A 22,742-nucleotide genomic window follows, 5' to 3' on the forward strand; every position below is an offset into this window, starting at 1 on the left:
ATTTAATAACTATTCGCAGGTGATTTTTTTAGGGCGAACCTGAGCCTGATGACTGTAAGACGACCTCATTACAAAAAAGACGAAAGTCTCTAAAGCCAAAGGAATGTTTATATGTCTAATCCGCTATTAACCTTCACGGACTTACCTCCGTTTTCACAAATCAAACCTGAGCACGTTAAGCCAGCGGTTGAGCAAGTGATTGAAGCGTGTCGCAACAAGATAGAACAAGTACTTGAAGGTAATACTTCACCAAGCTGGGACAACCTAGTTGCTCCAATTGAAGAAGTGGATGATCGTTTAGGTCGCATTTGGTCACCTGTAAGCCATATGAACTCTGTCGTGAACAGTGACGAACTGCGTGAAGCGTATGAGAGCTGCTTACCTGTGCTATCTGAATACGGCACTTGGGTTGGCCAACACAAAGGCTTGTTCGAAGCGTATAAAGCGATCAAGGCGAGTGAAGCATTCTCTGCACTGAACCGAGCTCAACAAAAAACTATTACCGACGCACTGCGCGACTTTGAATTGTCGGGCATTGGCTTACCTGCAGATGAACAGCATCGTTACGGCGAGATCAGCAAGCGCCAGTCTGAGTTAGGCTCTCAATTCTCAAATAACGTGCTTGATGCAACCATGGGTTGGAGCAAGCAGATCACAGACGTAGCTGAGCTGGCAGGTATGCCTGAATCAGCACTGGCGGCAGCTCAAGCGGCGGCTGAGTCTAAAGAGCAAGAAGGCTACCTACTGACTTTAGATATCCCATCATACCTACCTGTGATGACCTACTGTGATAACCAAGAACTGCGTAAAGAGCTTTATGAAGCGTACGTAACGCGCGCTTCAGATCGCGGTCCAAACGCAGGTAAGTGGGACAACACTGAGATCATCACCGAGCAACTTAAGCTGCGCCACGAGATCGCGCGCATGCTTGGTTTCAGTACTTACAGCGAAAAATCACTGTCGACTAAGATGGCAGAAACGCCAGACCAAGTGCTTGGCTTCCTAAACGACCTAGCAGTAAAAGCCAAACCGCAAGGTGAGCGAGAAGTTGAAGAGCTACGCCAGTTTGCTGAGAAAGAATTTGGTGTCTCTGAGCTAAACCTGTGGGACATCGCTTACTACAGTGAGAAACAAAAACAGAAACTGTTCGAGATCTCTGATGAAGAGCTTCGTCCTTACTTCCCAGAATCTAATGTGGTTTCAGGTCTGTTTGAGGTACTGAACCGCGTGTTTGGTATGTCGGTAACAGAGCGTCAAGGCGTAGACACTTGGCATGAGTCAGTGCGTTTCTTTGATATCTTTGATGCGACTGGAACACTGCGTGGTAGCTTCTACCTAGATCTATACGCACGTGAACACAAACGTGGTGGCGCTTGGATGGATGACTGTCGTGGTCGTCGCATTACCGAATCTGGCGAGCTACAGACCCCGGTTGCTTACCTAACGTGTAACTTCAATAAGCCAGTTGGTGATAAGCCAGCACTGTTTACTCACGATGAAGTGGTGACCTTGTTCCACGAATTTGGCCACGGTATCCACCACATGCTAACGCAAGTAGAAGCGGGCGCAGTTGCGGGTATCAATGGTGTGCCTTGGGATGCGGTTGAGCTACCAAGTCAGTTCCTAGAAAACTGGTGTTGGGAAGAAGAAGCGCTGTCGTTCATCTCTGGTCACTTCGAAACGGGTGAAGCGCTACCAAAAGAGATGCTAGAGAAGATGCTAGCGGCGAAGAACTTCCAATCTGCGATGTTTATCCTGCGTCAGCTAGAGCTTGGTTTGTTCGATTTCACGCTACACACAGAATACGACCCTGAAGTGGGTGCTCGCGTACTAGAAACGCTAGCGGATGTTAAGTCTAAGGTGTCGGTACTGCCAAGTCTAGATTGGAACCGTTTCTCACACAGCTTTGGTCACATCTTTGCTGGTGGTTACAGCGCGGGCTACTACAGCTACCTGTGGGCAGAAGTGCTATCGGCAGATGCGTTCTCAGCATTTGAAGAAGAGGGTATCTTCAACACTGAAACGGGTAATCGCTTCCTGAACAACATCCTTGAAATGGGTGGCAGTGAAGAGCCAATGGAGCTGTTCAAACGCTTCCGTGGTCGTGAGCCACAAATCGACGCAATGCTGCGCCACGCGGGAATCAACGCATAATCACGGTAACTATCTAGTTTATTGCGAAAAGAGCCTCTAGTTAGAGGCTCTTTTTTTGTCTGTGCGTTATGCCAAGCAAGGCGAATCAATGTTATGGATTCACATTGCGGTTGATAGGGTTCTGCAATGAAATCAGTGTCTCTGTCGACTGAACTTCATCGATCGCTTGCAGCTTATCGATCAATACAAACTGCAGCTCTTCTATCGACTTACACATCAGCTTTACAAAGATATTGTAAGCACCAGTGGTGTAGTACGCCTCAACCACTTCGTCTAAGGCATTCAGCTTAGCGATCGCCGAGTGGTAATCTTTGGCAGCATTAAGGTTGATGCCAATAAAGCAACACACGTCGTAACCCAGTTTTTTGGTGTTTACCACAACTTCCGTTCGCTCGATAATGTCTGCCGATCTCATCTTTTCGATGCGAACGTGAATCGTCGCAGGGCTGACATCGAACTGCTTTGCCATTTCAGCGTAAGGAGTTCGTGCATCTTCCATCAAGGTTTTGAGAATGGCACGGTCTAGATCATCTAGACGAGCTGTGGTTGTGGACATGCATAATCCTTAGGTTGAATGAAAAACATACCGGCTTGAGTACACATCATAGCCAAGGGTGATAATATTAGCAGTAACTATAGGGTTAGGGTGAATTCAGTGCGATTTTCGTTATTTTTTATTGTGATGTGTTGGAGTGTTTTTGCTTCAGCTCAGGCAAAAGATGTGTTGGTTATTCACTCTTATCATCAAGGCTTTTTCTGGACAGATGATTTCCATAAAGGACTATCTGATGAGCTCGATCGCGATGGGTTATCTTACCGGGTTGTTTATCTCGATACCAAGCGAACTCAAAACGCTGAATACTTAGAGCGAATTTATCAGCTATACCGCACTAAGCTGTCGCATGAAGAGTTTGCCGCTGTAGTCGTCAGTGATAATAACGCCCTCAATCTGATGAAACGCTTAGCGCCCGAACTCAATGGCACGCCCGTTATTTTTGGTGGCATCAACAATTTTTCTCCGCAAATGATTGAAGGCTTGCACGCAACCGGTATCACTGAAGATATTGATATGGCGAGCAATATTGAGCTGATCAATCGACTTCAATCGACGGTTAAAAAAGTTTACGTGGTTACCGATCACTCGGTAACGGGTGAAGCTATTCGCGCTCAAGTGGATTTATTTCTACAAAAACGCCCTGAGTTTTCTGGGATGGTGGAGCAATATACGCCTGATTCTTATCAAGAACTGATGACGTTCGCGCAACGCGCTGATCTAACTAAAAGCTTGTTGTTCTGGGCCTACTACCGCGACATCAATGGTCGGGTCAGCAGCAAAGAAGACTGGCGTCAGCTCAACAAAAAAACTCAGATGCCATTGTATATTGTGCATGATTTAGGACTTGGGTTTGGTGCGATTGGTGGCGTGATCCACAGTGGAGAAACGCAAGGTCGAGACACGGGGCGCGTGCTGTTGAGCGTGCTGAACAATCCTAAGGCTCCATTGCCATTGGTGGTTGCTGGCGCGCCAGAAATCAAACTCGATTACCAACAGATCTCACGTTGGGATTTGGGTGCAGAGAATGAAGCCTCAGTAACCTTCCTCAATAAGCCGAAGTCATTCTTAATGCGCTATCGCGATGAAATTCGCACCATCGGTTTAATGTTCTTGAGCATGTCGTGTGTTATCGCGGTGTTGGTGTATTACCTTAACCGTCTGAAGAAGAGCGAACGTGCAAGTCGCCAAAGCCAACGACTGTTGGAGTCGATATTTGATCAGAGCCTGCAATTTATGGGCATCATTGATAAGGGTGGCGTGCTGCTGTCGAGTAACAGCAAGTTACATGAGCTGCTTTATAATCAAGGCTATAAACTGGGAACGCCGCTGCAACAACACCAACATTGGGAAAGTTCTGCGCGAGAAGTGCTAGCCGAATATTTCATCGCAAAAAGTGAGCACCCAGCCTTACGATTTGAAGCCGAGGTGTGGTGTCGAGATCGCGGTGCGATGGTGTTGGATATTTCATTGAAGCCGATGCCGGGCAGTGAAGACGAAGACATTCAGTTTCTCTTTGAGGCGCGCGACGTGACCTCACGTAAGCTTGCTGAGAATAAGCTGTTCCAACGTGAAGCAAACTTGAAGCTGTATTACGACAAACAGCCGGTGATGATGATTACGCTCGATGGCAATAATCGCATTCAACAAGTGAACCAGTTTGCCGAAGAGCTTTTGGGATACCCTCTCGATCAGTTGTTGGGCCATCGCCCTAGAGAATTCTATGTTGATGAGAACGCGATGATTCCTCGTCATATCTTGCTGCAACCTCAGCATAAGATTCGTGGTGTGTGGCGTCGTGATATCGAATATCGCCATGCCGACGGCAGCAAGAGCTGGATTCGTGAAAATATCCGCCCGTTGGTGGAGTCTGATCAGCTGTTGATTGTGGGTGAAGACATCACCGAAACGCACGAGCTTTCTGAAAAGCTAGAGTATCAGGCTCGCTATGACCTACTGACTGACACCTTTAACCGCAACCACTTTGAGCAAGAGCTGCAAAAGGCGCTGAAAGAGGTTGAGAGCCACATGCGAACTCACGCAATGTTGTTCCTAGATTTGGATCAGCTGAAAGTGCTGAACGATACCGCAGGACATGAAGCGGGTGATGCTGCGATCTTGTTTAGCGCCAAACTGCTAGAAGACGTACTGCCTTACAATGCGGTGTTAGCGCGAATGGGTGGTGATGAGTTTGCTGTGCTGATGAAAGACTGTACTGAACGAGATGCGGTGAATGTGTGTCGCAGTATTATCTCGATGATGAGTGAGAATCCATTCTTGTGGGATGATATTCGACTCAACCTGACGTGCTCTATCGGTATTCGATTGATCGACCATACAGCAGCTTCACCACAGATGGTGCACGCTCAGGCGGATGCAGCTTGTCATGCCGCTAAAGAAGAAGGTCGCAATCGCTATCATCTTTACCATCAAGATGATGAAGACCTGCGTCGTCGCCATCTTGAGATGGAGTGCGTTAACCTAGTGCATGAGGCCTTGGCTAACGATCGCTTAGAGTTGTTTGCGCAGCGAATTCTTGGCCTAGATGAAGACAGCGATAAAATGCACTTTGAAATCTTGGTCCGCATCAAGAACATCCAAGGGGAATACATCTCCCCGGGGATCTTCATGCCAGCCTCAGAGCGTTATAACATCGCGCATTTGATTGACCGCCAAGTAGTCAGTCAAACCTTGGGTTGGTTGGAGCAACGCCCTGAGGTTATTGAGGAACTGGGGATGTGTTCAATCAATCTTTCCGGTCACTCGATGGGTAACCGTGAGTTTGTCGAATTTTTGATAGATAGCCTGAGCGATTCATCGATACCGTGTCATAAGATTTGTTTAGAGATCACCGAAACAGCGGCCATGAGTAACATGAAGCAGGCGATCAAGTTCTTCACTCGAATCAAAGAGCTTGGCTGCATGATTGCATTGGATGATTTTGGCTCAGGGCTATCGTCATTTGGCTATCTGAAAAAGCTGCCTGTCGATATTGTGAAGATCGATGGCTTGTTTGTACGTGATATTGATGTGAATGAGATGGACCATGTGATGGTTCGCTCGATCAATGATCTTGCCAAGCAGATGGGCAAGCACACCGTGGCTGAGTTCGTTGAAAATACCCAGATTATCGACAAGCTTATCGAACTGGGTGTGAACTACGCGCAGGGCTACATCATAGGGCGACCTAAGCCACTCGCAGAGCTTGTTGAAGAGTTAAGACAAGAGCGAGAGACAGAGCCATTGGTTTAGGTAAGCCGACTTTAGCTGGGAATACTTTTCACCGCTAATATGTATTGTTGAGGCAATCAGGTAAACTGGTTGCCTCTTTTGTTTTGAATACTACTGTCTGTTGGAGACGACCTTGCAACTACAACTGATTTGCGAAGATGCTACCCAAATCGATCATTTGAATGACTTAGCGACCCGCTGGAACTTATCTCATGATGAAAGCAGCGATTTTGCTTTGGTACTGACTAGTGAGCGACTTGAGCTACGTAAAGTCGATGAGCCCAAGCTTGGCGCTATCTTTGTTGATTTAGTGGGAGGCGCAGTTGGTCACCGACGTAAGTTTGGCGGTGGTAAAGGTCAGGCGATTGCCAAAGCAGCTGGTTTAAACAAAGGCGCAACGCCAACTATTCTTGATGGTACTGCAGGCTTAGGGCGCGATGCGTTTGTGTTGGCTTCTCTAGGTTGTAAGGTGCAAATGGTCGAGCGTCATCCCGTTGTGGCTGCACTGCTTGATGATGGCTTGCAGCGAGCGCAACAAGACCCAGACATCGGTGGTTGGGTAAGTGAGCGTATGAAGCTGATTCACGCATCCAGTCACGATGCGTTGGATAAGCTCAGCAACGATCCTGACTTCGAACAGCCAGACGTGGTGTACCTCGACCCAATGTACCCACACCCAGAGAACAAAAAGAAATCGGCTTTGGTTAAAAAAGAGATGCGCGTATTCCAATCTTTGGTGGGTGCCGATCTGGATGCTGATGGTCTATTTGAGCCGGCGATGAAATTGGCATCGAAGCGAGTTGTGGTTAAAAGACCGGATTACGCTGCTTGGTTAGACGAACAAAAACCGAGCATGGCGATTGAAACCAAAAAGAACCGTTTTGACGTCTATGTGAAAGCATCAATGACTTAATTGAAGCATCAATAACTTAGATACACGCTAAGAAAATTTCCCGTCATAAATACGATAAATTGCCATTTAACACTTGCGATAGTCGCGTTACAGATGTATATCTAACTAAGAATCATTATTATTCTTAGCTGGAGTTGAAGCATGGCTAAACGCTTTTGTAAGTTAAACCGTCGAGATATCACCGAACACTTGGGCGAGATCCACAGCTTGGTGACTGAACCTAAGTTCGTGTGTCGTTCTTGCGCGCGTTCTTCGGCGGATCAAGCGAATCTATGCAAACCCACCGCAATTCCACCTCTTGGTTGTCAAAACAAACCCGTTGAAGAGAAAGTCGCATGCGGCCTGCTAGCGGAAACATTACCTGCACCAGAACTGTCGCTTGCGGAAATCAACGAGGCAATTGAACCGAGCGTACAAATGTTCGATCCAGCCGCCGCTGATATGGCCCCTGAGCTTGCCAAAAAAGAAGCCGCACAGAAAAAAGCCAAGCTGAAAAAACTGATGGCGAAGGCGAGCGGCGATGAGAAAGCTGAACTCAAACAAGCGAAGAAAGCGGCGAAGAAACAAGAGAAGTACAACAAAAAGCTCGCGAAGATGATTAAGAAGCAGCAAAAGCTGTTTAAGAAAAGTCAGAAGCTGGAAAGTGAATTGGAACGAATCAACCTACAACTTGATGATGTTGCCTTCACTGAAACCAAGACTCAGGTAGTGAGCCACAATCAAATTCACTGAAGTTGATTTGAATGGTTTATTGCTACAGCGATGATTTAAAAAGAGCGACCTTAGGTCGCTCTTTTGCTTTTTGGGGTTATCCGAGCTGACTCATGTAGCTCGTTCAAATCAGCTAAGCGTTGCTTGCGGATCTTGCTACGCGCTTCTTCACCCACGTCTCATTGACGAATAAAGAGAATAAGATAACGGCGCCACCAATAGACAAGCGAACCAAATCGACATCTCTGTTCCAAATCAGGATATTCACCACCAGACCAGCAGGAACCAAGGCATTGTTCATCACTGCCAGCGCGCCAGCATTCACCATGCACGCGCCTTTATTCCACATAAAGTAACCCAGCCCCGACGCAATCAAGCCAAGGTAGATCAGGATTCCCCATTGAAGTGTGGTGGTGGGCAGTTTCTCTGGGTTGCCTAGTAGCATGAAAGCCACTGACGCGACGCATAACGCCCCTAAGTAGAAGTAACCAAATACGGTTCGCTGAGGTAATTCAGTCGATTCCTTCTCCATCACTACCTTGTAACTCACCTGACCGATAGCAAAGCACAGGTTCGCGCCTTGCACGACGAGGAAGCCAACTAAAAAGTTCTCATTGATGCCTGCAAATTTAATGAATACCGCGCCCAATACCGCAATTGCCGCAGTCACTAAGTACCACGGAGAGAATTGCCCTTTGAGAAAGTCATAAATAAGCGTGACGTAAATTGGGGTAAAGACAGTAAACAAAAGGACTTCAGGAACGGATAGCAGTAAGAAAGACTGATAGTAGAAGCAGTACATCAGGCCAAGCTGGATACCACCAATTGCCATCAATTTAGCGATCAGCTTACGCGATACGCCGCGAAACTTTAGGAAAGGAAGAAATACGACGCCAGCAAGGGCAACACGCATTAAAACAGAGAACCAAGAATCAACCTGACCCGCAAGGTAAACGCCGATCAGGCTAAAGGAGAAGGCCCATAGGAGGGTAACACCAGCTAAATAGCTCATAGTAAAACTTCGTTAATAAGATATGAGCTGTATGTTACCTAACCTTAAATCATTAGTCTTCTGAATCTCTTAGAGGCACGACCAGCATATCAACCGGAGAGGCGTTGATCAGTTGGCGTGTTGAAGAGAGCAGCTTGCTCCAAAAGTCTTGATGGTGACCGCAAACCACGAGATCAACATTGAACTCGTTGATGGTGTCACACAGCTCATGACTCAAATCACCACTGCCTACTAGGGTATGGGTGATCGGGTATTGGGCGTGCTCCGCAAAATTTTGCAGCTGAATACGAGACGCTTCCATCGCGTTGTGCTGGGTTTCGGCCATGTTGATATCAATCAGGCCGGTATACAGCTCTGCGTAGTTAATATCGATATGGATAAAAGAGACTTTGGCTTCCAATGGCTTAGCCAATGCTACCGCTTTATCCACAATTAATTTGCTGTCTTCTGATAAATCGACCGCGACCAAAATATGTTTGTAACTCATATCGCTACCTCCTTTATTCATTGTCTGATTTAAGATTAGCACTATGCGATGGTTTTTTTTGCTGAAGTGATCTCATATCCACTGTCTTGCGTAATGACAGCTCGAAATATTGGTTAACTAATGGCCTGCGAGATATTCATTAAATAGTGATATAGTAGAGAAAATTGAGGATGTAATTAGGAGTCTTAAATGCTGTCAAAAACTATGGTTGAGCAACTGAATGATCAAATTAACCTAGAATTTTTCTCATCCAATCTATACTTACAAATGAGTGCTTGGTGTGAAGACAAAGGATTTGAAGGTGCAGCAGAGTTTCTGCGTGTTCATGCAGTAGAAGAAATGGAACATATGCAGCGTCTTTTCACTTACGTAAGTGAAACAGGTGCAATGCCAATTCTAGGTGCGATTGAAGCGCCAAAACATGAATTTGATAGCCTTGGTGCTGTGTTCCGTGAAACTTATGAACATGAGCAAATGATTACTCAAAAGATCAACAAACTGGCTCACGTTGCTTTCAGCACACAAGATTACTCAACCTTTAACTTCCTGCAATGGTACGTTGCAGAGCAACACGAAGAAGAGAAGTTGTTTAAAGGTGTATTGGATAAGCTAGAGCTTGTTGGTGAAGACGGTAAAGCACTGTTCTTTATTGATAAAGACCTAGCGCAATTGGCAAAAGATGGTTCATCTTCAATTATGGAAGCTCCTGCCGTTTAGGTAGTACGGGAAAGACACTGATTATCTTTTTCTTTTGAGTTTTCTTATGAAGATGTAGGGAGGAAAGGATGATCAGCGGCGACACTATTCTATTTGCACTAATGGTTGTGACTTGCGTGAACTGGGCGCGATATTTTACTGCGCTAAGAACACTCATTTATATAATGCGAGAAGCACATCCTCTACTTTATCAACAAGTAGACGGAGGTGGATTCTTCACAACTCATGGCAATATGACCAAGCAGGTTCGCTTGTTTAGTTACATCAAAAGCAAAGAGTACCACCATCATCACGACGAAGTGTTTATGTCGAAGTGTGATCGCGTAAGACAGTTGTTTATACTTTCTTCCGCTCTGCTGGGTGTAACGTTGCTGTCTTCTTTCATCGTCTAAGTTATTTAGTACGTGTGAAGTAGAGTTTAGGTTTTGGTGTAAAGCTTCGGTTGTTGGTTCGCTAAGCCAAGTAGTGGTTTTGCTGCTGTCTGCAAATTGTACAATTGAACATCAATTGCAAAGTTTAAAATTGCCGCTAGAATAGCGAGCAATTAGTAAGGATGTGCTGTTTATGCACATCCTTTTTTATTGATGGCATTTCGAGAACAGGGCGTACTCGAGGTGCAAAAGTGAAGAAAGCAGAACCCCAATGAGTGAAAAGTTTGATGTAATCGTAATTGGTGCGGGCGCCGCGGGCTTAATGTGTGCTGCGGAAGCGGGTAAACGTGGCCGACGAGTGCTGGTGGTTGATCATGCAAAGAAACCAGGCAGAAAAATTTTAATCTCAGGTGGCGGCCGTTGTAACTTCACTAACTATGATGTTTCAGCCAACAACTTCCTATGTAACAACCCTCACTTCGTGAAGTCAGCCTTATCTCAATACACCAACTGGGATTTTATCTCGATGGTGAGCAAGTACGGTATTGAGTTCGAAGAGCGAGACCACGGCCAATTGTTCTGTGTGAATGACCACACTGCAAAAGACATCGTGAGCATGTTGCTTGAAGAGTGTAAGCAGGCGAAAGTTGAACAGCGCTACCGTTGTGATGTTCACTCCATCGAAAAAACAGACGCTGGCTTTAAGATGCACCTTAATACCGACGAAGTTGAGTGTGACTCACTTGTCGTGGCGACGGGCGGTTTATCGATGCCGAAACTAGGCGCGACGCCATTTGGCTATAAGATTGCCGAGCAGTTTGGCTTGTCTGTGATGCCGACTACAGCCGGTTTGGTGCCATTTACTCTGCATAAAGAAGACAAAGAAGCCTTTGCTGAGCTTTCAGGAATCGCGATTCCTGCCGAGATCACCGCGCAAGACGGCACCTTATTCAAAGAAGCGTTGCTGTTTACCCACCGCGGCTTATCTGGTCCTTCGGTATTGCAAATTTCTTCGTTCTGGAAAGCGGGTCAATCGGTTTCGATTAATCTAGTACCAGAAGTGGACGTTGCTGAACTACTTGAAAACTCTCGAGAGAAACACCCAAATCAGAGCCTGAAAAACACCTTAGCGAAAGCATTACCAAAGCGTTTTGTAGAAGTACTGATTGACCGCAAAGAGCTTGAAGACAAGCCGCTCAAGCAGTTCAATGAAAAACAGCTGAATGACATTGTAGAGCATTTAGAGAACTGGAAAATTGCGCCAAACGGCACGGAAGGTTACCGAACAGCGGCATTCCTAACACACTAAGTTGTCAAAATCATAGTCAATACTATAGTTAAGTTATTGGTTTTAAATACCATTAACTTTATTTTAAATGTTGATTTTTGATAAAAATAATGACAATGAGGTGAAATCGTGAAATATCATATCAAAGATGGTAAACCTGGCTTTAACTACACTTGCGATCAAGGGGTAGATCGATTTGCTTCCCTTTCAAAGTATCATATTAATCTTCAAGACAGGGATGTGCTGTCTGACTTATTTATTCTCTATTGTGAAGGCAAAAGATCTAAGACTGTAGTGTCTTGGCTTAAGCGTATGAACAATACATTATATGTAGCACTTGAATATTTATGCATAGATCATTTGCCTACCGATACAAAGGGATGGCGTGAATTAGTCAAGACTGCATATTCAGTTCCCCTTGTATCTAATACTAATAAATCACTATCAACACGAGTGGACGAGTGGAATAAGAACCTAAAACCATTTTTAGTGTTTCTACAGGATCGTGATGTTATACCTCCAAATATCATCATTCCAAAAATGAAAAAAACTGATGAAGTAACTAAAAACAGTAGCTTTAAAGATACTTTGATAGGTGAAAGACAAGCGGCTGAAGTTAAAGTTGATCACACTATTAACAATGTCCTAGTACCTGTATCGTTGTCTAGAAATGATGCTGAATATCTTGATGAGTTCGAGTTTGATTTAAAGAGAGCACGGGATGCATTGCATGATAGCTTGATGAAATATTGGAAAGCTATCAAAACACATTATGACTTTGCTCAATCTTTGATGGAAGACTTTCCTAAGAAACACCCTCTATTATTGGAACGCTATAAAAATGGTGATCTGTATGATTACTTCTATGACAAGAATGATCTAGGTAAAAATGGTAAACCAAAACCTCCGCGCAGAAAACATATAGCTAATCCAACGTCATTATTTGGCTCAATGCTGCTTATGTATGTAGTGGGGTCTGAATGTAATGGCATTTTCAATATACATGAGCTTCCCAAAGTGAAGTTACCCAACAAGATATCTGATTCCGCAATCACAAGTGATGATGTTGTGTGTTTACCTGAGTTGGGTTTTGAATCTTCCGAGAATATAGACCTCTCTCATCGATTTGATTGGTGCTTCGGTTACCTGCGCAACGCAGATATTGGTTGCTTGATAGCGTTATTGATGATGCTTAATCCCAAGTTTACTTACATCTCACTGCTGCAAGCTAAGGTAAAATATACAGATGGACAACCTTTACTGGAACTTGACGATTTAGGGGTATCTTTTTCTATTGAAAAAGCACGTGCATCAGATATGAAAAAAGAACACCTTGATGACGTTAGCTTAGAGATAGTTGAGTTTTTACATGAAATTCGTGAGAAGCATCAGCATCTAATAAAAAACAAAAAACAACATAACTTTCTGTTTTTGGCCTACTCTAAAAAGATAAAAGGGCTAGTAAATCCTGACTCTTGCAAGGTTAGTAAAATCATAACAGGAGTTGAAGATGCACGCTCAATTGAACGAGGTCATAGACGAATTCACCTATCAAGCCATTTTTCTTCCTTACTTGATGTAGAGTTAGGCCCCGGTGCGCTAACTCACTCTAAAATTCGTACAACTGAAGGTGTTTTAGAGTGGTTTAGAACTGGTTCGATAACGTCAGCGTCTCGAGTTTTGGGAAACACTAAGAGAGTCGCACTTGAGCACTACATACCAGCGCCTTTAATAGCCCAATACAATACAAGGTTAGTTCGGCGATTTCAGAACTTGCTCATTCTCGCAGCTACATTTGAGGAGAAATATTGTCTTGAAGCTGTAGATTTTAATTCTTGGCAAGAAATCCATCGCTTCCTTATGACTATCCTTGAAGATGAGGATAATAAAAGCCCTCTTGTTGAGCACCTGCGTAAGCTGTCTGTGAAAAGCATAGATGATGAGGTGAAAGGAAATTTAGATGTTCCACTTTCTGAAAATACCCTAACAGCACTTTACTTATATAGACTAGCGGCACTAAATAGTTCTGTAAGTTCAAAAGACTTGTCGAAGGTAGATGATGCTACGCAGTTATCACCACTTGCTTTTATTACACTTGCAAATCACCTCATAAACTCGCTTCCTTCAAATAAAGAGTCACGCATAGTTGAAATGCACATACGAGCCTCTAAACAAGCTAATTCGTTACTTAACATAACAAACTGGTGTGATCTTTTTCTATCCAAGGGGGAAGTGTTATGAAGCATTTAAATCCTCTTATAGATTCAAACCAAGCACATTTTAACTCTGAGGTTGTAGATTTTCTTTCGGCGTTTGATGCTATAGATAACTTTGTTGATACCGATTACAAAGCTAGATGGTTGCTTTCGGATGTTCATTCTGAAAAGTGGATAATTCGAACCCCAAAAACAGGAAAAAAGAAGAAAGCTAATGCTCAAGAGAGCGGCGAAGAATACACCTATACTGTTAGTGTTAACTGGTGCCGGGAGTTACCTGACGGATCTTTTCTTACAGATAAAGTTAATCAATCGTTCCTAACTCAGTTACAAAAGCTATTCTTTTTAATCGTTGATGACCCTATTGAACAAGATACTATGGCATCAAAATCGGTCCAAGATATGGGGTCGAAAGTATTAACTTTTGTAAGCTGGCTCTATCTTCATAAGGAAAGGTTTGATCCTAATAAGTATGGTTTATCTAAGCTTTCACAGTCTGATATAAAGCAGTTTTGTAAGGAAGTTATAGGTGGAGGGGTATTTGGTGCACTTCGATATGGCCATCGTTTTATGTCTGAGGTTGGAATTAACTTGGAAAGTCAAGTTGACCCTTTGAATCTTGATGCTAATACAGTAGAAAAAGCCATCTTACTCTTTAAAAAAAATGGGTTCTATAAGGAAAATATTCAAGGAAAGAAAGTAATTAATAGAACGGAAGTATACAAGATTAGTGGACTTTCTAAACATGGTTTTTATGGGCACTCTGGAACTTGGTTCTTTAGGCAGTTTGAACCAGAATTGCTTGAACAAAATGGTCAGGTTTTATTACCTGTCAATCAATATAGTGACTTTCCATCCCATAAAACTCCATTGATTAAAGATATAAAAAACAAGATATATACTGATGCAGGAGCGAAAGGGGTTGTTAAATTTTTCAAAAAAGGATTCCTATATTGGGAAATGTTTGTAGATTTTTTTCCCAATCCAGACTCGATAAAAATTGGGGAAATTTCATCTTATATTTCCAGGAAAGCATCTCCCACTAGTCACACACCTTGGATACCTTTAGAAACAAGTTTGCTTACTCTAAATAAATCTATTGATATGATTTTGAATCATGCTGATAAGATAGTTGAACTTTATGAGGATTTATTGGAGGAGCTTGATGCTCGAGGACATTTGGATAAAGATAATAATTATAAGTACAAAAAGTCTGACGTGTTGAAAAAAACCATTCCTGATGAGATTAAAAATAAATTTAATGTTGTTAGTTTTTCTCGATTAGATGAAGAGTTTAAAAAATCCTCTAGTAACGAAGATTCTGATGATAAAAAAGGAATATCATTTGTTTGTTTGTTGGAGATATTGAAGGCATCTTGCTTTATTTTAATTGCTGGTTTAAAACCTATTAGAATGGAAGAGATAGTTCGTTTGCCTTATAACTGCTTATTTCATAAGGAGGGGGATGGGTATTGGATGGTTCATGACCTTATGAAATCTGGTACTAATGATGAATTACCTGAGACAGCAAAGCCTATTCCCAAAGTTACAGCAAAAGCAATTCAAACATTACAAAAAATCAATCATATTACACAAGCGTTTGCTAATAAACCAAGCAAACATGAAACTGGTTATCTGTTATATCAACTAAACACAGGTTCAAATAATAGAGAGGGAAGCATTCTTGATTCTGATGCTATCATCGGAACATTAGAGCGATTTTGTGACTTCTATCGAACAGCAGTTGATGAGCATGGTCGACGTTGGTATATCAATATCCACGAGATGCGCAAAACATTCCTTCTAACTTTCTTTTGGACTTTTAAGCATTCATCAATCGATGCATGTCGATGGATCGCTGGTCATGCTGATCCTGAGCATGTCCTTGCTTATATCGAGTCAAACAATCCAGGCGCAGAAATGACGGAGATCGAGGCTGATTATGCACGTCAACAAATAGCGTATTTCCATGAAAAAAGTGCTTTGCTTGAAATGCAAAATACTGAGGAGTTATACCAGCTTGCTTGTAAGCATTTTAAAGTTAAAGACTATACTTCAATCCCAGAAGATGAGCTTGCAGAATATATAAAAATCCGTTTGATAAAAGGTAAGTTTTCTATTGTTTTTTATAGTGTTAGTGAACGCAATGGATTGATTGAAAAAGCAAAAGTTGCTTTTAAAGTTGTCAAAAAAGATGGGGAGAGTAATGATGGTAAATAAAAAAGCCCATTCTGTTAGCAACTTGCACAGTGAAATGGAAAAAGCTCTCGTCGATAATACTGATGATTATGCCTGGCTGCTCTCTAAGTGTGATAGACAAGAAAATCTTGCAAAACTTAAGCGTAGAAAAAAAGGGGTAGAAGGAATGTCTCTAAATTCCTTCAAAAAGTACTGTAAAGACCATATTCAGAGTGTAGGAAGCCTCAATGGCTATGAGGTAGTTGACAATCTAAGAAAGGAGCTCTACCAGAGACATAAAAATAAACCTCTAGAGCCAAGTAGTGAAGGGGCAAGCTTGACTCCGCTAGAGGATGCTAAGCAACAGATAGATAACCTGCGGCGCAATCAAGCGATATTAGTTAGAGCTTATAACGATCTTAATCGACTGACTCTTGACTTGATAGCTAATTCGAACGGTAATCAACTCGAATACAACAAACATAAAAAGTTATATGCAGATTATTTTGGCTTGAAGATAAAGGTTGATAATGAAGAATAAGAAGCAACTATACACTTTTATCCCTGATGTTGAGTTTCCCTCTGTACTTCGCTTTGATGAGAACACCGGTGAAGTTTTAACGGATAAAGATATATCTAAAGGTGTTTACTTGTTTCATTGGCCAGATGGAACAACTTGCTTTCCTGTTGAAATGTATCTTGCGTATTTAGTATCGGAAAGTGAGGTAACCATCACCAAAGAAGATGGAGGAACAGTTGGAACATATGCATCTTCACTATCTCATCTTGTTCGTTACTGTTACCAGCACAATGTTGAGTTTTGGGAATTAACAACCTCGCATATCGATGAATTAATTAGCGAATTGGTCGCTGAGAAAAAGTCTGATGGGTTAACCCGTGCTCGAACTAATGACACAATCACACACACGATTCTTCCTAAATGTGTAGCCTTTCTAAAGTGGTTTCAAACAGAACATTGTCCTACTCAATATTTGATTGGCGTCGATGCGCCTAAAAAAAGATACCAAATTAAGCTTAAAGTCGTTCAAAAAAGAGGTAGGAATGGGCGGAACTTTGGGCCGTCAGAAGTGTTCCCTACGCGTTTGCCTACATCTGCAACTAAGTCCAAAGCACCAATTGCAGCTTCGGTTATTAAGAGGTTATGGGATACTTTGAATGATACTAGAGAGGAAATGCAACTCAATAGTCGTTTGTCCCAGAAGTTTGATGAGGAGGATCAAAAAGCACATCTCGACTATATGTATCACAGAAGGCGCATACAACTTGAGTTGCTTGAAGCTACAGGGCTAAGGCCAATAGAACTAGTTCGCATTCCCTATAGTTCAAATGTAGAACACATTGAAGGAGCAAGGCTTGAAATTCCTACATACAAACGTGAAGAGGCACGATTTCGCGTAATTCCTCTAGAGCGTAGTGTTGCGATGAGGCTTGATTTATTCATGTCTCTTCATCGTCAGAATCTCATAAAACGCCTGCTGAAGTATGATCTAATATCTAGTGAGTCTGAGATAGATGATGTCATTTATCTTAATCCAGAAACTGGTAAGTCAGTCAAGCAATCAGCAGCTTATATGGACTTCAGAAGGTTAAGCAAGCGTGCAAATATCGAGACAAAAACTTGTCAAAGTATGTTTAGGCATCGCTTTATTACCAATATGGTTAAACTGCATCTAGTTTCTTTTATGGACAAGAGCCCATTGAAGAATGCACATAACTTCAACGATAAAGACTATGAAACAATTCTAAAAAAGGTAGCTACCTTTACAGACCATAAGGACCCCAAAAGCTTAAATGAGTATATTGATTTAGCATGGGAAGAGCTCGATGTATTTGAATATGCTTATGAAGTCAGAAACTTACATAATCGTTTTAATGCAATATCGAAACTGGTGAGTGATGCTAGAGCGCAGATAAATAAGCTAAATTATAATGAAGCTGATTTAAAACCTATAATAGAAAACCTGAATGCGATTGAAGAAGAGTCGAACCTTCTAGTTGATAAGTAACTAGGTGTGTTGATACCTGCGTGAGCTTGTTGCTGGTGAATGCCTTTTTCCGTACTATGTCGCTCTTTTATTTATCACTTCATAGCCCTAAGAGTCTTATTTCATGTCAGCTATTCAGTCAGATGTTATTGTTATTGGAGCAGGCGCTGCCGGTTTAATGTGCGCAGCTAGTGCAGGTCAACGCGGGCGTTCAGTTCTTGTGCTTGATCATGGTAAACGGCCTGGTCGTAAGATTCTTATTGCTGGAGGTGGGCGTTGTAACTTTACCAACTATGATGTCACAGCAAAAAACTTTTTAAGTCAAAACCCCCACTTTGTTAAATCTGCACTGGCTCAATATACCAATTGGGATTTCATTTCGATGATCTACAAGCATGGTATTGAGTTTGAAGAGCGTGATCATGGGCAATTGTTTTGTGTTAATGATCATGACTCGAAAGATATCGTAAAAATGCTAATTAATGAGTGTGATGAAACTGGTAATGTGAAATATAAGTACCAATGTGAAATTACTTCAATTGAACGTTTAGCAGATAACAATTTTAAAGTAGAGACTTCCAATGGAATTTTTAATTGTAAGTCTTTGGTTGTCGCAACGGGTGGACTTTCAATGCCACGTTTAGGGGCAACCCCTTTGGGCTGGAAAGTCGCTGAACAGTTTGGTTTAGGGGTTGTTTCTCCTCAAGCAGCCTTGGTACCGTTCACATTAGATGGTAGAGAAAAAGGGTTAACAGAATTAACTGGAACTGCTCTCCCTGTCCGAATTAGCTGCAACAATCAAGAGTTCCTAGAAGCTCTTTTATTTACTCACCGAGGTATCTCTGGCCCATCAGTATTGCAAATTTCTTCGTATTGGAACTCTGGCGATGTAGTTCAAGTTGATTGGCTACCTGGTTTGAACTCTATTGAACTGATTGAAAAAGCAGCAGAAAACAACCCTGCACAAGAGGTTAAAACAACGCTGTCTAAAGTATTACCTAAACGCCTTGTCGAGTATTTTATCGAACTTAATGTGTTTGAAAATAAACCACTTCGCCAATTGAATAAACGGGAGATAGAGAATATTAGCTCTGCTCTTCACTCTTGGGAAATTAAACCTAATGGGACTGAAGGGTATAGAACAGCAGAAGCGACCATTGGTGGTGTTGACACCAATTATTTATCGTCTAAAACAATGGAAGCTAGAGATATACCAGGGCTTTACTTTATTGGTGAGTGTGTTGATGTGACAGGTCATCTTGGAGGGTTTAACTTCCAATGGGCTTGGTCGTCTGGTTGGGTCGCAGGCCAAAACGCATAAGACTTATTTACTTTCAATATCTTGAATGTTTTCACCTATAAGGCTGATGAGCTTCTGCTTTTCAGCCTTACTCATTTTTGCTATCAGGCAAACTAGTTCTGCTGAGCTTTCATCCTCACAAAAAAAGTAGTTTAAAGGTACGCCAAGTTCGTCAGCCATTTTCTTTAATGTACTGATATCTGGAGTGTGTTTCCCTTTCTCATACTGATTCATTCGCGCACTAGCCGAACTTTCATCGATACCAATACGCACCCCCAATTCTTTTTGGGAGATCTTTGCTTTTTTGCGAACTTCTTTGAGCCGCACAGGAATAGGGTTGTCGATCGACATTTAGAATTCATATTAATAGGCTCTATGTAACTAAGATTTTCTTAGTTTTACTGATTTCTGTATACTAAGCAATCCTTAGTATTTTTGAATGGTGTAGGCAGTAAGTGAAACGTTCTACTAGAATCAGTGCGGTAATGTTTAAGCTGTTGATTGAAAAAAGAATGGATGGTTTTTCTGTTATAGAGGCAAGGGATGCTTCATTAAATGATGGGGATGGTACACAAAACCTTGATGAAGCTCGGAAGAAGGTTTATCGGCAAATATGGCAATATCAACAAAGGGGTTGGTTGCGCAGTGAAGGAGAAGGAAGAAACAAAAGATACTTTCAAACCGAGCAATTTATGGATCTTGAAGCCGCGCCCCGAAGAAAAGCTGAACGAGAAGCTTCTAAAAAACAGACTACACCGGATTATTCCGTGTTATTTCGAGAGAGTAACGAATACAAAGGTGAATTGGAGCTCGTGCTTGGTGAAATAGATGAATATCAATCATTGAGGTGCCGTTTCCCTGAGCTCGAGAGTCGATTAATGCCATTGTTACAACATGCAAGAGAACGCTCAGCGCACTTGCTTGGAAAGATGAATGGATTAGAGAATGTTCTTAAAACTCTTTCAGAGGGCAACCAACCGTGTTGAGGCAGTGGCAGGTTGAATGTTCTGAACATGCGTTGCAGAAGTTTAGAGAAAATCGACAACACTTCTTTTGCCAAGCAACACCTGGCTCTGGAAAAACGGTGCTTGCTGCAACTGTCGCATCAAGGTTACTTAATGATGATATGGTCGATCTTGTATTGTGCTTCTCTCCATCTTTAACTGTTTCAGAGGGAATCAAAAAAACCTTTTCTCAGACTCTTAATTGTACCTTTAACGGTGGCCTAGGCTCTATTGGGCAGTCGTTAACATATCAATCCATTCAATTCCTTAACGATGAATTTTGGGAGACGTTACGTAATCATCGAGTGTTTGTTGTATTTGATGAGATTCACCATTGTTCTGGGACTGAGCTTGAAAATGCGAACGTCTGGGGGCAGCAAGTGCTCACTAAGATTCAGGGACTAGCGACTTATACTCTTGCGATGTCGGGGACTCCGTGGCGCTCAGACTCTTTACCTATTGTTATGGGGGAATACAGTGACCCAGACGGACAACTACTTGTCGACTTCCAGTACACCCTTAAACAGTCTATTGATGATGGTGTTTGTAGAGCACCTAATATTGTATTGGTCGATAATGAGCAATTGTCTGTCTGTAGTAGCGAAAACGTGGAGTCATTTTCATCGATCTTAGAGATGCTTAAACAGACGAAAGCGTCTTATCAGAGTGTGATACATAACCAAGAAGCGATGGAGTATTTACTCGGTTTAGGATGTGAGCGGCTAGCAAAGGTACGTATTGACGCTTCCAATGCCGGTGGATTAGTTGTTGCAGCGTCGGTTCAACATGCTCAAGTTATCAAAGATATACTTTCTTTAAAGTTTGGCCAAACCGTTTCAATTGTCACTTATAGACATGAAGAACCACTCGCAGAAATAGACCGCTATCGACAAAGTGACTCTCAATGGATTGTTAGTGTCGGAATGATAAGTGAGGGGACAGATATACCTAGACTCCAAGTGTGTTGCCATATGAGTTCTGTCAAAACGGAATTATATTTCAGGCAAGTACTAGGACGTATTCTTCGTATCGACTCTTCCATGGCTCAGCAAGCATGGCTATTTACGTTTGCGGAACAAAACCTCATTCAGTTTGCAGAGCGAATTGAAGATGATATTCCAGAATCTTGTATCTATGTGAATATGGGAAAACCAATGGAGACAGAGCTAGTTAATCGGCAGAATAATTTAACTGCTAAGCTTTCGAAAGAGCCTCTAAATAGTATCGACGCAACAGTATCCTGGGAAAGCCGTAGGGGCAATTCAAACAACCATTACGGGACACTAGGGACGTTTGATGAATTGCGGCTTGGTGCATTTAAACAGAGAGTGATTTCGGCTTTTACATCCATGTGATCGGGGTTGCACTGCTCGGGCTAGGTTTATTAATTATAGGTGCATAGAGGTGACGAAATGAACTACTTTGCAGAGGACCCTTTCTAGGTAATGTAACCTGGAGGGGAAATGAAAAAACTGAAACAGCAGTACCGAAAGCGTATTAAATGCCAGCGTCAATATCTTTGGGATTTGTATCCCAGCATTCGCAGTGGAACCCACAAGCACTTTTCAACAAAACAGGAAAAGGGCTTTTACTTTCTTCACATGATTGAGTGCAGAGGGTACCCGATTAAATTACGCGCTGCGCGAGGAAGATCTTTGGCTAACCCGTGGGATGACTATCCAGCGTATGTGCATGACCTAGCAAAAAGTTGGAAGCATAATTCTAAACGACGTTATCAGTACTATAAGTAAGCTTAACGATGGCGTAGGGGCTTTTCTTTTCCCTAATGCCAGAAACGACAAGAGCCACTAATTGTAGTGGCTCTATTACGTGCAACCTGTGGTCAATACTCTATGAGCGGAAGAGGGCAGGGCTATCGTATGTCCTCGGTGGTCTGCTTTGCAATTAAGCCAAGTTCAATTCGATACCATTACTTCTGATCAGACAGTAAGTAGTAACTCCAAGAAAAAGCAGGGATACCCGAGGCTCTCAACTTTATGTTAAAGCTAAGAACCGAATGTGGCAAGCTTACTCTGTCCAGAGACATGCCAACACGGTCACCATTAGTGTGTTTACGCCTCTTTTCGTGTTTGAAATTCATTTCGCAGTGTGCGAATCGCAACCTGCGCAATGAGCTTATTTTTCCCCTGAAGATTCTAACAATCACTACACACATCGCAACTTGCGATGTGGAATGAAAACCATCTAGTTGGCAGTGATAGATGATCTAGTGTTTCAAGTAATAATAAACCAATGGTTTATTATTACTTGTTAATTTAGAGGCTTATCTAAGCGGCACGGCTAGAGCATTTTAATTCCAGCATCTAAAAGGACGGAGCGGTATTCGTCATCAAGAGCCGCTATCTTCTTTTTTCTTACCATACTGATGTTTTTACTTGTGTCTTGTTTGAAAAGACTTAGTGCGATTTTTCTCAATACATTGAAAGCTAAGGCTCCTGTGCCTCTGCGGATACGCGATTCATCTTCTCTAAACGTTACATCTAACATCCAATGCATACTTTCTACCTGCCAGTGGTTTCTTATTGCATCCAGTGCTTGTTGCGCGTTGAGGGTCAATGAACTTATACCAATTAAAGTAAA

18 protein-coding genes and 1 pseudogene are annotated in these 22,742 nt (G+C 42.5%); 14 read left to right on the top strand and 5 right to left on the bottom strand.

Annotation, left to right across the window (positions count from 1 at the left end; translation table 11 throughout):
* Window positions 1–111 precede the first annotated feature (111 nt).
* Window positions 112–2,154 (top strand): oligopeptidase A, encoded by a 2,043-nt coding sequence (gene prlC / locus AB4517_RS06475; protein ID WP_017071475.1) that lies wholly within the window; start codon window positions 112–114, stop codon window positions 2,152–2,154.
* Between the two features lie 91 nt (window positions 2,155–2,245).
* Here the strand turns inward: prlC and asnC are convergent, their stop codons facing one another.
* Window positions 2,246–2,710 (bottom strand): transcriptional regulator AsnC, encoded by a 465-nt coding sequence (gene asnC, locus AB4517_RS06480; RefSeq protein WP_008218581.1) that lies wholly within the window; start codon window positions 2,708–2,710, stop codon window positions 2,246–2,248.
* Window positions 2,711–2,836: 126 nt separating this feature from the next.
* On the opposite strand from asnC, the gene AB4517_RS06485 reads away from it, so the two are divergent.
* The 3 genes from AB4517_RS06485 (at window position 2,837) to AB4517_RS06495 (ending at window position 7,583) form a co-directional block, all read left to right on the top strand.
* Complete coding sequence (locus tag AB4517_RS06485) at window positions 2,837–5,959, top strand: EAL domain-containing protein (RefSeq protein WP_372051201.1); 3,123 nt, start codon at window positions 2,837–2,839, stop codon at window positions 5,957–5,959.
* A 112-nt stretch (window positions 5,960–6,071) separates the two neighbouring features.
* On the top strand, window positions 6,072–6,851 hold the full coding sequence (locus tag AB4517_RS06490; RefSeq protein WP_017060146.1) for a class I SAM-dependent methyltransferase: 780 nt from the start codon (window positions 6,072–6,074) through the stop codon (window positions 6,849–6,851).
* Between the two features lie 141 nt (window positions 6,852–6,992).
* A complete protein-coding gene (locus AB4517_RS06495; RefSeq protein ID WP_017060147.1) occupies window positions 6,993–7,583 on the top strand; it encodes a hypothetical protein in 591 nt (196 codons plus the stop codon).
* 112 nt (window positions 7,584–7,695) lie between these two features.
* On the opposite strand, the gene AB4517_RS06500 is transcribed toward AB4517_RS06495, so the two are convergent.
* Both AB4517_RS06500 and uspA read right to left on the bottom strand, forming a co-directional pair.
* Window positions 7,696–8,574 (bottom strand): carboxylate/amino acid/amine transporter, encoded by an 879-nt coding sequence (locus AB4517_RS06500; protein ID WP_372148080.1) that lies wholly within the window; start codon window positions 8,572–8,574, stop codon window positions 7,696–7,698.
* Window positions 8,575–8,626: 52 nt separating this feature from the next.
* Window positions 8,627–9,061 carry a universal stress protein UspA gene (gene uspA / locus AB4517_RS06505; RefSeq protein WP_017060149.1) on the bottom strand — a complete coding sequence of 145 codons (435 nt, stop codon included), beginning with the start codon at window positions 9,059–9,061 and terminating at the stop codon, window positions 8,627–8,629.
* 189 nt (window positions 9,062–9,250) lie between these two features.
* On the opposite strand from uspA, the gene ftnA reads away from it, so the two are divergent.
* The 8 genes and pseudogenes from ftnA (at window position 9,251) to AB4517_RS06545 (ending at window position 19,158) form a co-directional block, all read left to right on the top strand.
* Complete coding sequence (gene ftnA, locus AB4517_RS06510) at window positions 9,251–9,778, top strand: non-heme ferritin (RefSeq protein ID WP_004735556.1); 528 nt, start codon at window positions 9,251–9,253, stop codon at window positions 9,776–9,778.
* A 68-nt stretch (window positions 9,779–9,846) separates the two neighbouring features.
* Window positions 9,847–10,170 (top strand): universal stress protein UspB, encoded by a 324-nt coding sequence (uspB, locus tag AB4517_RS06515; protein WP_004735557.1) that lies wholly within the window; start codon window positions 9,847–9,849, stop codon window positions 10,168–10,170.
* Window positions 10,171–10,420: 250 nt separating this feature from the next.
* Window positions 10,421–11,440 (top strand): annotated as a pseudogene (locus AB4517_RS06520) (NAD(P)/FAD-dependent oxidoreductase); the annotation flags it as partial.
* A 126-nt stretch (window positions 11,441–11,566) separates the two neighbouring features.
* Window positions 11,567–13,678 carry a hypothetical protein gene (locus AB4517_RS06525; RefSeq protein ID WP_372148081.1) on the top strand — a complete coding sequence of 704 codons (2,112 nt, stop codon included), beginning with the start codon at window positions 11,567–11,569 and terminating at the stop codon, window positions 13,676–13,678.
* Window positions 13,675–15,873, top strand: coding sequence for a hypothetical protein (locus AB4517_RS06530; RefSeq protein WP_372148082.1), 2,199 nt, complete (start codon window positions 13,675–13,677; stop codon window positions 15,871–15,873). The genes AB4517_RS06525 and AB4517_RS06530 overlap by 4 nt, the downstream gene beginning before the upstream one ends.
* Window positions 15,860–16,372 carry a hypothetical protein gene (locus tag AB4517_RS06535; protein WP_372148083.1) on the top strand — a complete coding sequence of 171 codons (513 nt, stop codon included), beginning with the start codon at window positions 15,860–15,862 and terminating at the stop codon, window positions 16,370–16,372. Before AB4517_RS06530 ends, AB4517_RS06535 begins: the two co-directional genes overlap by 14 nt.
* Window positions 16,362–17,858, top strand: coding sequence for a tyrosine-type recombinase/integrase (locus AB4517_RS06540; RefSeq protein ID WP_372148084.1), 1,497 nt, complete (start codon window positions 16,362–16,364; stop codon window positions 17,856–17,858). The genes AB4517_RS06535 and AB4517_RS06540 overlap by 11 nt, the downstream gene beginning before the upstream one ends.
* 103 nt (window positions 17,859–17,961) lie before the next feature.
* On the top strand, window positions 17,962–19,158 hold the full coding sequence (locus AB4517_RS06545) for an NAD(P)/FAD-dependent oxidoreductase (protein ID WP_372148085.1): 1,197 nt from the start codon (window positions 17,962–17,964) through the stop codon (window positions 19,156–19,158).
* Window positions 19,159–19,161: 3 nt separating this feature from the next.
* Here the strand turns inward: AB4517_RS06545 and AB4517_RS06550 are convergent, their stop codons facing one another.
* Window positions 19,162–19,488, bottom strand: coding sequence for a helix-turn-helix domain-containing protein (locus tag AB4517_RS06550; protein WP_102481664.1), 327 nt, complete (start codon window positions 19,486–19,488; stop codon window positions 19,162–19,164).
* 104 nt (window positions 19,489–19,592) lie between these two features.
* Here AB4517_RS06550 and AB4517_RS06555 point away from each other — a divergent pair, with 104 nt between their 5' ends.
* Window positions 19,593–20,123, top strand: a complete 531-nt coding sequence (locus tag AB4517_RS06555; RefSeq protein ID WP_032498339.1) for a hypothetical protein — start codon at window positions 19,593–19,595, stop codon at window positions 20,121–20,123.
* Window positions 20,117–21,496: a DEAD/DEAH box helicase gene (locus AB4517_RS06560; RefSeq protein ID WP_372148086.1), complete on the top strand. Its 1,380-nt coding sequence runs from the start codon at window positions 20,117–20,119 to the stop codon at window positions 21,494–21,496. The genes AB4517_RS06555 and AB4517_RS06560 overlap by 7 nt, the downstream gene beginning before the upstream one ends.
* Before the next feature lie 946 nt (window positions 21,497–22,442).
* On the opposite strand, the gene AB4517_RS06565 is transcribed toward AB4517_RS06560, so the two are convergent.
* On the bottom strand, window positions 22,443–22,742 hold a 300-nt coding region (locus AB4517_RS06565; protein WP_372148087.1), incomplete at its 5' end, for an ISAs1 family transposase.

The organism is Vibrio sp. 10N.222.52.C3 (assembly GCF_041474195.1).
GTDB classification, from domain to species: Bacteria; Pseudomonadota; Gammaproteobacteria; order Enterobacterales; family Vibrionaceae; genus Vibrio; species Vibrio crassostreae_C.